Annotated in this window: 13 protein-coding genes; 11 read left to right on the top strand and 2 right to left on the bottom strand. The window is 28.8% G+C overall.

The genetic code is table 11. From position 1 onward, the window contains the following. Nucleotides 1-78 precede the first annotated feature (78 nt). The 5 genes from P4S50_RS17785 (at nucleotide 79) to P4S50_RS17765 (ending at nucleotide 5,477) form a co-directional block, all read left to right on the top strand. Nucleotides 79-1,368: a YeeE/YedE family protein gene (locus tag P4S50_RS17785; protein ID WP_277732163.1), complete on the top strand. Its 1,290-nt coding sequence runs from the start codon at nucleotides 79-81 to the stop codon at nucleotides 1,366-1,368. A 141-nt stretch (nucleotides 1,369-1,509) separates the two neighbouring features. Further along, the gene (locus tag P4S50_RS17780) at nucleotides 1,510-2,481 is read left to right on the top strand and encodes a TIM barrel protein (protein ID WP_277732162.1); all 972 of its coding nucleotides are present in this window, start codon (nucleotides 1,510-1,512) and stop codon (nucleotides 2,479-2,481) included. A 177-nt stretch (nucleotides 2,482-2,658) separates the two neighbouring features. Beyond that, nucleotides 2,659-4,056, top strand: coding sequence for a sulfurtransferase (locus P4S50_RS17775; protein ID WP_277732161.1), 1,398 nt, complete (start codon nucleotides 2,659-2,661; stop codon nucleotides 4,054-4,056). 10 nt (nucleotides 4,057-4,066) lie between these two features. Next, nucleotides 4,067-4,465: a hypothetical protein gene (locus P4S50_RS17770; RefSeq protein ID WP_277732160.1), complete on the top strand. Its 399-nt coding sequence runs from the start codon at nucleotides 4,067-4,069 to the stop codon at nucleotides 4,463-4,465. A gap of 259 nt (nucleotides 4,466-4,724) precedes the next feature. Further along, nucleotides 4,725-5,477: an exodeoxyribonuclease III gene (locus P4S50_RS17765; protein ID WP_277732159.1), complete on the top strand. Its 753-nt coding sequence runs from the start codon at nucleotides 4,725-4,727 to the stop codon at nucleotides 5,475-5,477. 63 nt (nucleotides 5,478-5,540) lie between these two features. On the opposite strand, the gene P4S50_RS17760 is transcribed toward P4S50_RS17765, so the two are convergent. Then, complete coding sequence (locus P4S50_RS17760) at nucleotides 5,541-6,023, bottom strand: GNAT family N-acetyltransferase (protein ID WP_277732158.1); 483 nt, start codon at nucleotides 6,021-6,023, stop codon at nucleotides 5,541-5,543. Nucleotides 6,024-6,254: 231 nt separating this feature from the next. Between P4S50_RS17760 and P4S50_RS17755 the strand changes: the two genes are divergently transcribed. From P4S50_RS17755 to speB, 6 genes are all read left to right on the top strand, one after another. Next, on the top strand, nucleotides 6,255-6,749 hold the full coding sequence (locus tag P4S50_RS17755) for an RNA polymerase sigma factor (RefSeq protein WP_277732157.1): 495 nt from the start codon (nucleotides 6,255-6,257) through the stop codon (nucleotides 6,747-6,749). A 2-nt stretch (nucleotides 6,750-6,751) separates the two neighbouring features. After that, a complete protein-coding gene (locus P4S50_RS17750; RefSeq protein ID WP_277732156.1) occupies nucleotides 6,752-7,612 on the top strand; it encodes a DUF3298 and DUF4163 domain-containing protein in 861 nt (286 codons plus the stop codon). Nucleotides 7,613-8,243: 631 nt separating this feature from the next. After that, nucleotides 8,244-9,695: an aminotransferase class I/II-fold pyridoxal phosphate-dependent enzyme gene (locus tag P4S50_RS17745; protein WP_277732155.1), complete on the top strand. Its 1,452-nt coding sequence runs from the start codon at nucleotides 8,244-8,246 to the stop codon at nucleotides 9,693-9,695. Between the two features lie 448 nt (nucleotides 9,696-10,143). Continuing rightward, the gene (gene speD, locus P4S50_RS17740; RefSeq protein ID WP_331489655.1) at nucleotides 10,144-10,560 is read left to right on the top strand and encodes an adenosylmethionine decarboxylase; all 417 of its coding nucleotides are present in this window, start codon (nucleotides 10,144-10,146) and stop codon (nucleotides 10,558-10,560) included. A 50-nt stretch (nucleotides 10,561-10,610) separates the two neighbouring features. After that, nucleotides 10,611-11,465: a polyamine aminopropyltransferase gene (speE, locus tag P4S50_RS17735; RefSeq protein ID WP_277732154.1), complete on the top strand. Its 855-nt coding sequence runs from the start codon at nucleotides 10,611-10,613 to the stop codon at nucleotides 11,463-11,465. Further along, on the top strand, nucleotides 11,452-12,306 hold the full coding sequence (speB, locus tag P4S50_RS17730) for an agmatinase (protein WP_277732153.1): 855 nt from the start codon (nucleotides 11,452-11,454) through the stop codon (nucleotides 12,304-12,306). The genes speE and speB overlap by 14 nt, the downstream gene beginning before the upstream one ends. Before the next feature lie 129 nt (nucleotides 12,307-12,435). On the opposite strand, the gene P4S50_RS17725 is transcribed toward speB, so the two are convergent. Then, the gene (locus P4S50_RS17725) at nucleotides 12,436-13,359 is read right to left on the bottom strand and encodes a DMT family transporter (RefSeq protein ID WP_277732152.1); all 924 of its coding nucleotides are present in this window, start codon (nucleotides 13,357-13,359) and stop codon (nucleotides 12,436-12,438) included. Nucleotides 13,360-13,461: the final 102 nt, after the last annotated feature.

The following is a 13,461-nucleotide window of genomic DNA, read 5'->3' as shown; positions in this document are numbered from 1 at the left end:
AAAGTAAAAAATAGGGGGCATTTTGCCCCTATAAATAGATAAATTTAGCACTATAAGAACATTACGGAGGTAATATTTGTGAAAAAAAATACTGAATATATTATTGGATTTATATCACTTATTGCGATTTTAATATTAGGAAAATTAAAACTTAGCAGTTCAATATTATTCTTTAGACTAATTGCAGGTGTAGGTCTAGGATATGCACTTACAAGAGCAAATTTTGGATTTGCAGGTAGTGTAAATAGAACTTATAGAACGGGTTCTACAAAATTAATGAGAGCATTAATGGTTCTGTTTGTTGGAACAGCAATAGTGAATGTTTGTTTTTTTATAGGTCAGGATGCAACTCAATATGACCTATGGGTTAATCCTATTAACTTAGGACTTATATTAGGAGGTATACTATTTGGATTTGGTATGGCATTTTCTAGTTGTTGTGCATCGGGAGTTCTTACTGATGTAGTAACAGGTCTACCACGTGCTGGTATAACACTTATATTCTTTGGAATGGGGGTATATTTAGGATTCCCGCTTCAAAGTACTGCTCCTTGGATTACTGATACAATCGCATCAACTGAAACTTTCTCAAATGGTGTATTTTTACCAGACTTATTTAAAGGCGATGGATTAGGTGGATATTTAGGAGCAAGTATCTTAACTGTTGTTTTTGCAATGATAGTAATTTGGATTTCTAAAGTATATGAAGATAAAAGAAAAGCACAAAATACGTACATAGGAGTAGATTCAGAATTTGCTCAAGAGAAAATTTATGAAGACAAAGAGCCTTTTAAATTATTTAGCAATAATACTTATGAAAAATTATTTGTAAGACCATGGACACTTGGTATGGGTGCAGTTGTAATTGGAAGTATATCTATACTTTTAATGGGTGTAACTAAGGCAGGATGGGGAGCATCTACGCCTTATGGATTCTGGTTTGGTAAATTACTTATATTATTAGGAGTTTCTCCTGAAAGTGTATCAGCTTTCTCACACAAACCAGTAGAAATATTTACAATGCCATTTTTCGAACATCAAATCAACGTACAAAACTTTGGTATTATATTAGGAACACTTATTGCATTACTTCTAGCTGGAAGTCTTACTAAAACATTTAAAGAAGGACTATCTATTAGCTTCAAAGAAGTATTAATATATGCTTTAGGTGGTATTACAATGGGAATTGGAACAAGATTTTCAAATGGTTGTAATGTAGGAGCACTTTATACACCAATTGCTAACTTCTCATTATCTGGATGGATTTTCTTAGTATTTTTAGTTGCAGGCGGAGTCTTAGGTAATGTTGTGTATAAAAACTTAATGACAAAGAACAGTTGTAAAATACAATCAAGTGAAACAAATTAGTTCGTAAAAGACACTCAAAAATAAGAGTGTCTTTTTTTATGTATTGAAAAAATTTCCAAAATAAAAAGTATATAGTATAATTATGGGGTCAGGAATACATAGAACTATCTGAAAATTTTAAAATGAGAGAAGCTGATAATAATGGAAAAGATTATTAATATATCTACATTCAAAGAAGACTTAGATAGGTTTGAACAAAACAGCAAAAACATGGAATTATTTCTAAGAAAAAATAAATTAGATGGATTTGAATTATTACAATATAATGAATGGAAAGAAAGTATGATTCCTGCTTCTATGGTCAAGGGAGTACATATGAGACATTATCCTACTTGGATTGATTTTTGGAGAGGAAATCATGAAAAATTAATTAATCAATTTAAAAATCAGGATAATATCTATAAATATTATAATGCTAAAACTAGAGATGATATGGTTGCAAAGTATAAAATTGATATTGAGAATGCAGCAAAAACAGGAGCTAAATATCTGGTTTTTCATGTGAGTCATGTAGAATTAAAACACTGTTTTAACTATAAGTTTACATATACAGATTCAGAGGTATTAGACTGTGCAATTGAACTTCTAAACGAGATATTTGAAGGGTACAAAGGAGGTCTAACGTTATTATTAGAAAATTTATGGTGGCCAGGTTTAACATTAAAAGATAGTAAAGTTATGGAAAAACTAATGACAGATATTAAATACCCAAATAAAGGATTTATGATGGATACAGCTCATCTCATGAATACAAATTATTATCTTAAAAATGAGAATGAAGCAGTGAAATATATATTAAGAACGATAGAAAATTTAGGATCATTAAAAGATCATATTCAAGGGATCCATTTAAATAGTTCATTATCAGGCTCTTATGTAATAGATCAGTTACAAAAAAATTCTCATAAGGATTTTTCAGTAGATTTTAATGATTTTAAGAAAATCTTTTATCATATCCGAAATATTGATCAACATAAGCCTTTTCTAGATAAAGGAATAAGTAAGGTGATTGATCTGATAGAACCTAAATATCTAGTATATGAATTTATAACTAAATCTTTAGAGGAAATGAATGATTACATTTCACAACAAAACAATGTATTAAATTATTAGACCAGATAAAGATTCATTTTATACCATAAAATCCAATAAATAATAGATAAATACTTAATTGTGATAAAAAAAATTTATATAAAATATATGAGTATAGAAAAAATCTATAATGATTTACACTAAACGACATATAATGATATACTAGTCCCAAAAACAATCAGAGGAGTTGGAGCTAGCATGAAAAAAGCACTTATAATAACACTATCTTTAATGATGGTTATATTTGGTCTTGCAGGATGTTCAAATGATGATAAAAAGCAAGAAGCAAATAATGATTCTAAATCAGAATATAATATTGCTGATACTCAAAAAGTTGAGGATGCACTTAAAGATGAATCATGGGTAGTTGTAGATACACGTTTAAATGATGCATTTAATGGATGGAAATTAGATGGCATTAGTAGAGGCGGAAGAATTAAAGGTGCTGTAGATTTTTCTGCTAACTGGTTAAATGTTGAAGTTGATGAAAAAAAGGTTAATAAAGAAGAAGTTTTAAATGAAGCACTTGAAACAAAGGGAATAACAAAAGACAAAAATATCGTATTATACGATGCAAATGGAAAAGACTCTAAAGAAGTGGCTGAGTATTTAAAGGAAAAAGGATTTAATAATTTATACCTATATGATGTTAACAAATGGGCAGATGATGATAAATTGCCAATGGAAAAATATAAAAACTATCAATTAATTGTACCAGCATCAATTACAAAAGATGTTATTGATGGAAAGAAACCAGAAAGTTTTGAGAACGCTAAGAATATAAAAATTGTTGAAGCAAGCTGGGGAGAAGAAAAAACTTCTTATGCTAAGGGACATATTCCTACTTCATTCCATATAAATACAGATGAAATTGAACCTCCAGCAGTAGAACCTCCAATGATGTGGATGTTAGCTGATGATGAAACACTTAAAAGTGTTGCTCTTAAATATGGATTTACAAAAGATGATACTGTAATAGTTACAGGAGAAGAGCCTATGTCTTCATATAGAGTAGCTACAGTACTTAGATATATAGGAGTTAATGATGTAAGAGTTTTAAATGGTGGAACAATGGCTTGGACTATGGCAGGTTATGAATTAGAAACTACAAGTAATAAAGCGACACCAGTTGAAGATTTTGGTGGAGTTATACCTGGGAATCCAGATGTTATAGATACAATGGAAGAAACTAAAGAAGGATTAAAAACGCCTGATAAATTCACATTAGTGGATAATCGTACTTGGGATGAGTATATAGGTAAGTCAAGTGGATATTCATACCATGATAAAATGGGCAGAGTACCTGGATCAGTATTTGGATATGCAGGAAAAACAGATTCTTATTCATTAGATTATTTTAGAAATATAGATAAGACTATGAGAAATGCAAATGAGTTCCTTGATCTTTGGAAAAAACAAGGCATAGATACAACTAAGCACTTATCATTCATGTGTGGTAGTGGATGGAGAGTTGCTGAGATTTATACTTACTCTGATGTTGTTGGACTTGAAGATATATCTATATTTAGTGATGGATGGATTGGATGGAGTAATGATTCTAGTAATCCAACTGAAACAGGAGAGCCTAAAAAGTAGGTGAAAAAGTTTGAAAAATAAATTCGTTAATATCATATTATATGGAATTGAGTGTATAGGATTTATAGCTCTATTAGTTCTAGAGTATTTATCAGGATATAAAGCTGGTGTTATGAAGCATTTATATTTCAAGAAAATGGAGTATTTAGCTAAAGTATATACTCAAGATTCAATGATGGTTCATTCTATAATATTAGTAGTTTTGTTTATAGGAGTATTATTGATATGTAAGAGAAGGCTTAACTGTAATTGTAAGAGAAGTATAATTATGTTTGCTGTATATAGTATTGTTTTAGTTACAGCATTCTATATGCCTTATATGAAAGAATTAAACACATATGCTTATATATTGATAGTCTTAGAAGCATCAATTGCAATTGAAACGATAAGAGTGATTATTAATAAATAATAAGAAGCACTATATCTTTAAAAGATATAGTGCTTTTTTTGTGGGTTATAAAAAACTATCTATAAAAATACCGTGAATCCAACGATACTTTGAATACAACATTTATCCAAATGATACATAAAGAATATGAACCTGCTAACTATTGATAATAAAGTACAAAAAACAATTAAATAAAAATAATAGTGATTTGTTTTAGACACAATAATATTTGGTATAATCTATATATAATTAAAAACAATGTTTAGTAAAGGAGATTATTATGAAGCTTATATCTTGGAATGTGAATGGCTTAAGGGCTATAGTTAAAAAGAATTTTATGGAGTTTTTTGAAGAAATAGATGCTGATATATTTTGTTTACAAGAAATAAAGCTACAAGAAGGTCAGATAGATCTTGAGCTTGAAGGATATGAACAGTACTTTAATTATGCTGAGAAAAAAGGTTACTCTGGTACAGCGATATTCACGAAGTTTAAGCCTATATCAGTACAATATGGGATAGGAATAGAGGAACATGATAAAGAAGGGCGCGTTATAACTATAGAGCTTGAAGATTATTATGTTATAACAGTATATACTCCTAATTCTCAAACAAAACTTGCAAGACTTGATTATAGAATGAATTGGGAAAATGATTTTAGAGACTATCTTAAAAATCTAGAAAAATCAAAGCCTGTTGTAGTTTGTGGAGATTTAAATGTAGCTCACAAAGAAATAGACCTTAAAAATCCTAAGACGAATAGAAAAAATGCAGGTTTTTCAGATGAAGAAAGAGAGAAAATGACTAATCTATTAGATTCTGGTTTTATAGATACCTATAGACATTTTAATCCTGATAAAGAAGGGGTATACTCTTGGTGGAGTTATAGATTTAATGCTAGAAAAAACAATGCTGGTTGGCGTATAGATTACTTCATAACATCAAAAGAATTAGAGGACAGATTGATTTCAGCTGATATACACACAGAAATTATGGGATCTGATCATTGCCCTGTTGAACTAGTCTTAAAATAAATTGAAATTAAATCTAAATTTTTCAGTTTTGGTATAAAATTATAGTGATCTGTTTACAGATCACTATAATTTTAAAGTCATATCATACCACTTAGCTCCACCGTGAACAGACTCTGAAACATCTTCGTTTACATATCCGAATTGTTCATAATACTTAATTAAATGTTCTTTACACGTTAGGATTATATTAGATATATTTTTATCTCTACATATCGAGATAAATTGATTCATCAATTCTGTAGCATATCCCTTTTTCTGATGATTAGGATGAACATCTAATCCGAATATGACCATATTTTTACCATTTGGATTATGAAAATCCATAGACTCGAAGAACTCATCTTTTATACTATTTGAATCAGTTAATCCCCCGTTTATAAATCCTATTATTTTTCCATCTATTTCACCAGCTAAAAATCCTTCTGGGAATACAGATATCCTTTCTTTAAAAACTTCTTTAGCAGCAGCTTCTGCTTTAGGAAAACAATCTGCTTCTATAGAACTTATAGAATCTAAATCTTCAATAGATACATCTCTTATAATCAATTGATCTTCCTCCTTTGATTAAATTAAATCTTATTTACCATTATATACTAAATAAAAGTGAAATTTATATGGATTCAAACTTTTTTATATAACTAAACGTCTAAGTATAGTAATAATAAAAAAATGAAAAAATTAAATATATATAAATAAATTCAAACTTTTTTATGTTATGAATCGTCTAAGTATAGTAATAAAAAATAGTATATAAAAAATATAGAGAGGAATAGGGTTATGATAAGACGTAAAAATAAGAACTATGATGAACTTGTAAAATATATAACTGATAACCAAGAGAGTTTATACAGATTTGCATACACTTATGTAAAGGATCAACAAGAGGCATTAGATATAGTACAGGAGTCAATATACAAAGCATTGTCATCAATCAATACATTAAAAAAATCTGAGAACATAAAAGCTTGGTTGTACAGAATAATAATAAACACTAGTATAAACCATATAAGAAAGAATAAGAGGATATTACTTATAGATGAAATGAATGACAAATCTGAATGTGAAGAAGATAATTTAGATAGAAATATAGACTTACGTGAAGCTATAGAAAAACTGGATGAAAATCAAAAAACAATAGTAGTATTAAGGTACTTTGAAGATATGAAAATAGAAGATATAGCTAAAACTATAGACTGCAATATAAGTACTGTTAAATCTAGATTATATACTGCTTTAGATAAGCTTAAAATAATTATGGGAGAAGGGGTGTAAATATGGATAATAAATTTAAGGATTTAAAACGAGAGTATGATTCTATACAAATACCGAATGAACTAGAGGAACTAGTAAACTCTACTATAAAGAATTATGAGAGAAATAGTATAAAAAGACCGTCTTATACAAGAAATCTTGCATTAGCAGCATCTGTTTTTATTATATTTTCAGGGATGTTTGTAGCCACTTTAAATATGAATCAATCTTTTGCTCAAAGTATGAGTGAGGTTCCTATAATAGGCAGCATAGCTAAATTATTGACGTTTAAAGATTATGAGATTCATAGTGATGTAGTAGATGCAGAAATTAAAATACCTAAGGTTGAGGGGTTATCAGATAAAAAGTTAGAGCAAAAAATAAATGATGAAATATATGAAAAAATGAAAGCTACAATAAAAGAAGCAGAACAAAGAGCTCTAGAAGATAAGCAGGCATTTATAGAGACTGGAGGAACTGAAGAAGAGTTTAAAGACAGAAAGACAAAAGTTAAAGTAGACTATGATCTTAAGTCAGTTAATGATAATATGATATCTTTTACTTTATACCAATATGAATCATCATCTTATTCATATTCACAAACTTATTACTATAATATTAATATTAGAAATAATAAAAATATAAAGATAGAGGATATATTAGGAAAAGATTATAAAAAAATAATAGATAAGAGTATATATGCTCAAATAGAAGAAAGAAAAAAAGACGAAAATAATAGTTTCTTTGAAGGGGAAATGGGATTCAATGGAATAAAAGAAACGCCTAATTTTTATATAAATGAAGATGGAAAAGTAGTAATTGTATTTGATAAATATGAAATAGCACCTGGCGCTATGGGTCCACAAGAGTTTGTTATAGAATAATTTAAAAAAATAGAAATAAAATATAAAATCAAACAAAAATGCAACTTATCATATGGTGGGTTGCATTTTCGTTCGATTAAAGCTGATTTTGGATGAATTATAATTTATGATATTTGATCTATATAATTTCAGAGAATACGATTATTTAATAATAAAGTGAAACTTAATTAATATGGAGTTTTTACTTTAACTGAATTAAGTTCAACTAATCCAGATGATGTAGAGTTCTCATATTTAAAGAAGAGGGATTTTTTAGAGTTCTTAGCTTTCGGATAAAATGTTTTTCACGGAATTACATATAAAAGCATAAATAAGAGGTTTTAATTCATAGTATATAAATGGAAATTAATACAGGTTAGAATATATATAGATACATATATTTAGGAGAAAACTATATAATGTTTTAATAAGAAATTAATATTAAATAAATAAGAAAATGAAATTTATATAAATGAATATTGCATAAATAATATGGAATGAAAAAAGACAAGATATTATAAACAGGAACTATTATAGATGAAGGGTATAGAATATGCGAAAAAAATATCTTGTTGACAAAAATAAAGATTAGATAGTAATATATCATTTATTATAAGCATTAGTGCTAATTTTTCGAAAAAGGTGGTTGAAAATGATAAAAAATCAAAATGCAACTCCATTATTTGATGCTTTAAAAGAGTACCAACAAAGGAATGTAATTCCATTTGATGTGCCAGGACATAAGCATGGAAAAGGGTTACCTGAACTTTCGAATTATATAGGGGAAAAAGTTTTGCAGGTTGATGTGAATTCTATGAAATGTTTAGATAATATAAGCAATCCTGTAGGGGTTATAAAGGAATCACAAGAACTTATGGCTAAAGCTTATTGTGCAGACCATGCATTTTTTTTAGTTAATGGAACATCGTCTGGAGTTCAAGCTATGATAATGAGTGTATGCAGTCCTGGAGATAAAATTATAATTCCTAGAAATGCTCATAAATCTGCTATAAATGGGCTTATACTAAGTGGAGGTATACCTGTATATGTTCAGCCACAGACTAATGATGAGCTTGGAATAGCAATGGGAGTTTCAGTTGAGAGTATTGAAGAAGCTATTGAAGAAAATCCTGATGTTAAGGCTGTATTTATAATAAATCCAACTTATTATGGTGCTACATCAAATTTAAAAAGAATAATTGAAATATCGCATGAAAAAAATATAGCAGTTATAGTTGATGAAGCTCATGGAGCTCATTTTAGATTCCATGAAGAACTTCCAGTAGCAGCTATGGAGCTAGGAGCTGATATGTCTGCTGTTAGTATACACAAAACAGGAGGATCATTAACTCAAAGTTCTGCGTTGTTGTTAAATGACGGAATTATAGATAAAAATAGAGTTAAAACTATATTAAATTTAACTCAAACTACTAGTGCGTCATATTTGTTGATGTCTAGTCTTGATGTTGCGAGAAAAATGCTTGCGACTCAAGGAGAAGAAGTATTTACAAGAGTGTTAGAAATTTCAAGAAAAGCTAGAGATGAAATAAATGAAATTGAAGGATTATATGCTTTTGGTAATGAATTGATAGGGCAAGATGGAGTATATAATTTTGATGAGACTAAGCTTGGTGTATGTGTTAAAGGTATTGGCATGACTGGTTTTGAAGTCTATGATGTCCTTCGAGATGAGTATAATATACAAGTTGAACTGGGTGATGTATATAATATATTAGCAATTATAAGTGTTGGAGATGATAGTTTTTCTTTAGACAAACTTGTAGATGCTCTTAAGGAAATTAGCTTTAAGCATGGAAAAGGTAGAGTTGATTTTGATAAAGTCGTACTGCATAATCCACAAATCGTAGTATCGCCAAGAGATGCTTTTTATGCTAGAAAAAAAATAATAAAGCTTGAAGATTCAGAAGGTGAAGTAAGTGGAGAATCTATAATGGCATACCCACCTGGAATCCCTATAATAACACCTGGAGAAAGAATAAGTAGCGAAATTATAGAATATATAAAATTCATTAAAAATCAACATGGTATGATGACTGATACTGAGGATCCATATGTTGAAAATATAAAGGTTTTAGGAATATAACTAAAAAACAGAGTATGCATTTAAATGCGTACTCTGTTTTTTTATGGTTATACTAATCAGTGAGTTATTTTTCTCAAATATAAAGTTAAACTTAATTCAGATAGAGTTTTTATTTTAACTGAATTTTTTTATTATGTTTTGTTGCTAACCTAATTAGGAACCTGTTGAGTCCTCATCTACAGTCTTAAACTATTAATATTTTACAACTTTTAGGTTTTTCATAAAAATAAAAAGTTTTTGAAAAATTATTGACAAACTCAAAAAAAATAGTATAGTAGATAATGTATTTACTATAAATCAATTTTAAGTTTACAAATAGTAAACCATAATATAAATCAATTTCAAGTTTACAAATAAGAAACTTTTAAAACAAAAATAAACTTAGAGTTTACAAATAGTAAACGGGATTCATAAATTCTAAAATCTTAAATGAAAAGGAGACATGGATATGAAAATAGAACAATTAGGGAGACATATTTTAGTTGAGTATTATGATTGTGATAAGGAAATTTTAAATAATCATGCTTTAATTGAGAAGTATATGGTTGAGGCAGCTAAAGAGTCAAATGCGACTGTAGTTACTAGCTGTTTTCATATGTTCAATCCATGGGGAGTTAGTGGAGCCGTTATAATTCAAGAGTCTCACCTGACAATACACACTTGGCCAGAATATGGATATGCATCTGTTGATCTGTTTACTTGTGGAGATTCTGTAAATCCTTGGGTGGCGTTTGATTACCTTGAGAAGAATCTTAAAGCAGAAAAAAGTGAAGCATCGGAAGTTGCAAGAGGACTTGTAGATAGAATAAGACATAACTCTAAAGAAAAATTCGAAGAGATTAAATTTAAACCAGACGCAGAATAATAAGATTAGACTATAATAAAAAAGTAGAGATAAATAAAGGGGTGCAAAAAATGCAATTATGGTATACGGAAGATCAAACAGATAATGTGAAATTTTCAATGAAAGTTAAAAAACACCTTTTTTCTGAAAAAAGTGAATTTCAACAAGTAGATGTTTTTGATACACATGAATTCGGGAGATTACTTACTATAGATGGACTTGTAATGGTTACAGAAAAAGATGAGTTTATATATCATGATATGATAACTCATGTTGCTATGGCTACCAACTTAGATATCAAAAACGTTCTTGTAATAGGAGCAGGGGATGGCGGAACAGTAAGAGAGCTTACAAGATATAAAAGTATAGAGAAAATAGATATGGTTGAAATAGATGAACTAGTAGTTACAGCATCAAAAGAATATCTGCCTATAACAGCATGTAAATTAGATGATCCTAGAGTTAATCTATACTTTGAAGACGGACTTAAATTTGTAGAGGGTAAAGAGAATATATATGATTTGATAATAGTAGACTCTACAGATCCAATAGGCCCTGGAGAAGGTCTTTTTACAACAAAATTCTATACTGATTGTTATAATGCTTTAACTGAAAAAGGTATATTAATAAATCAAAATGAAAGTCCATATTACTCAGAGAATGCAAGAGAGATGAGTAGAGCTCATAAAAAAATTAAAAATATATTTCCAATAGCAAAGGCATACCAATATCATATGCCAACATATCCATCTGGACATTGGTTATTTGGATTTGCATCAAAGCAATTAGATCCTATAAAAGATTTAGATAAAGAAAAATGGAACAGTCTTGGAATAAAGACTAAATACTACAATACAGACATTCACGTAGGAGCATTCGCTCTTCCTACATACGTTAAGGAGATGTTGGAAGATGAATCTATTTAAGAATGTATCTACTTTTTTAGGCTTTGATAATGAATATGAAGAATCTAAGTTAGTCTTATTTGGAAGTCCGTTTGATGGAACAACTTCATTTAGACCTGGAACAAGATTTGCTTCTAATGTAATGAGAAGTGAATCATATGGTCTTGAAACATACAGTCCTTACTTAGATAAAGATCTAGAAGATGTTAAAGCCTTCGATGCAGGAGACTTAGAATTTCCATTTGGAAATACACAAAAGGTATTAGATGAAATATATGACTTTACATCAAATATATTAAAAGATGACAAAACTCCTATTATGATAGGAGGAGAGCATTTAGTATCATTGGGAAGTATAAAAGCTGTATATGAAAAATACAATGATATGTACTTAATTCACTTTGATGCACACACAGATCTTAGAGATGATTATTTAGGAGAGCCATTATCTCATGCATCAGTAATAAAAAGATGTTGGGATTTTATGGGTGATAATAAAATATATCAATTCGGAATAAGATCTGGAGAAAAAGCAGAGTTTGAATGGGCGAAACAACATACTAATTTGACTAAGTTTTCTTGTGAAGGTCTTAAAGAAGCAGTTAAAACAATAGGAGATAAGCCTGTTTATATAACTATAGATTTAGATATTTTAGATCCATCTATCTTTTCGGGAACAGGAACTCCTGAACCTGGAGGAATTACTTTTAATGAAATGATGGAAGCTATAAAAACTATGGAGTCTCTAAATATAGTTGGTGCTGATATTGTAGAACTTGCACCACAGTATGATACAAGTGGAGTTTCAAATGCAGTTGCATGCAAGATATTAAGAGAGATGGCACTTATAATAGAAAAATAAATTATAAATTTCTTATAAAAATAACGCTTATTAAATTTAATAAGCGTTATTTTTTTTATTTTTAACCAACGGAGCTTGTAAGGATAGTTGGCTACATAAGCCATGTATTAGCGTGAAACGAAGTTTTGATTATTCTATTTGATTCTTTGGATTTTGAAATTTCGATAAAATATGTTTCACATTAAACAATTTATCTCCATACTTAGACATAATAACTGCTATTGATATAAATATACATCCTATAATCATATTTTTTGTAAAGATTTCGCCTAACAAAATCACTGATAATAAACTTCCAAATAGAGATTGAAGAGATACTATAATAGAAGCATGTGTATCTGATGTATATTTTTGTGCTGTATTTTGAACTAAGAAAGCTAGTGTAGTGTTTAGTATTATTAAATACAAAATAGAAAGAATTGTGTTTGTATTAAAGTGATTTAATTTAGGTTCAAATAATAAGGCACTTATAAGAGACAAAATTCCAGCTACTACTAATTGAATACTAGTCAAAGGGATAGGATCTATATCTTTAACATAAAAACCTATTAAAACTACTTGAATAGCAAATACAAGAGCATAAAGTAGTGTTAACGTATCTCCAAAACTTAAATAAAAAGTATCTTGAAGACTCAAAAAACCTATACCTATAATTGTTAATAGACCTGATATAACAGAGTATATAGTTGGCTTTTTCTTATTAAAATACCATGATATAAATGGAACGAAAATAGTGTAAGTAGCTACTAAAAATGATTGCTTTCCAGCAGTTGTATACTTAAGTCCTATTGTTTGAAGTGATTGTCCTGTGAATAATAAACATCCTAATAATAGACCTGATATTAAGGTTCTTTTGTTTATATTTTTAATCTTTTTAAAAAATATAAAACTTATAATCAATCCAGACAATAAAAATCTAAATGATAATACATAAAATGGAGTAACAGATTCTAAAGCTATTTTACCTGCAATAAATCCTCCACCCCATATAAAAGCTACAACCAATAAAGAAAAATCAGCTAATAAAACTTTCTTTGATAATTTATCATCCATATTAATCATCTCCTTTAAAATTTATTCTAATGTAGGCTTTACACAGTGTTTTATATCTGAAGAAAATAATATTATTAGTATACTATACTTTATATCTTGAGT

The sequence above is a fragment of the Tepidibacter hydrothermalis genome, from assembly GCF_029542625.1.
Classification (GTDB): domain Bacteria; phylum Bacillota; class Clostridia; order Peptostreptococcales; family Peptostreptococcaceae; genus Tepidibacter_A; species Tepidibacter_A hydrothermalis.
The sequence above is the reverse complement of the archived record's forward strand: the minus strand, read 5'-3'. Positions and strand labels throughout refer to the sequence as shown.

Bases quoted from the DNA above. Each gene is read 5' to 3' on its own strand.
- P4S50_RS17750 (WP_277732156.1), top strand. From the start codon at position 6,752: ATGGATAATAAATTTAAGGATTTAAAACGAGAGTATGATTCTATACAA.
- speB (WP_277732153.1), top strand. From the start codon at position 11,452: ATGAATCTATTTAAGAATGTATCTACTTTTTTAGGCTTTGATAATGAA.
- P4S50_RS17725 (WP_277732152.1), bottom strand. From the start codon at position 13,359: ATGGATGATAAATTATCAAAGAAAGTTTTATTAGCTGATTTTTCTTTA.
- speE (WP_277732154.1), top strand. From the start codon at position 10,611: ATGCAATTATGGTATACGGAAGATCAAACAGATAATGTGAAATTTTCA.
- P4S50_RS17780 (WP_277732162.1), top strand. From the start codon at position 1,510: ATGGAAAAGATTATTAATATATCTACATTCAAAGAAGACTTAGATAGG.
- P4S50_RS17745 (WP_277732155.1), top strand. From the start codon at position 8,244: ATGATAAAAAATCAAAATGCAACTCCATTATTTGATGCTTTAAAAGAG.
- P4S50_RS17775 (WP_277732161.1), top strand. From the start codon at position 2,659: ATGAAAAAAGCACTTATAATAACACTATCTTTAATGATGGTTATATTT.
- P4S50_RS17755 (WP_277732157.1), top strand. From the start codon at position 6,255: ATGATAAGACGTAAAAATAAGAACTATGATGAACTTGTAAAATATATA.
- P4S50_RS17765 (WP_277732159.1), top strand. From the start codon at position 4,725: ATGAAGCTTATATCTTGGAATGTGAATGGCTTAAGGGCTATAGTTAAA.
- speD (WP_331489655.1), top strand. From the start codon at position 10,144: ATGAAAATAGAACAATTAGGGAGACATATTTTAGTTGAGTATTATGAT.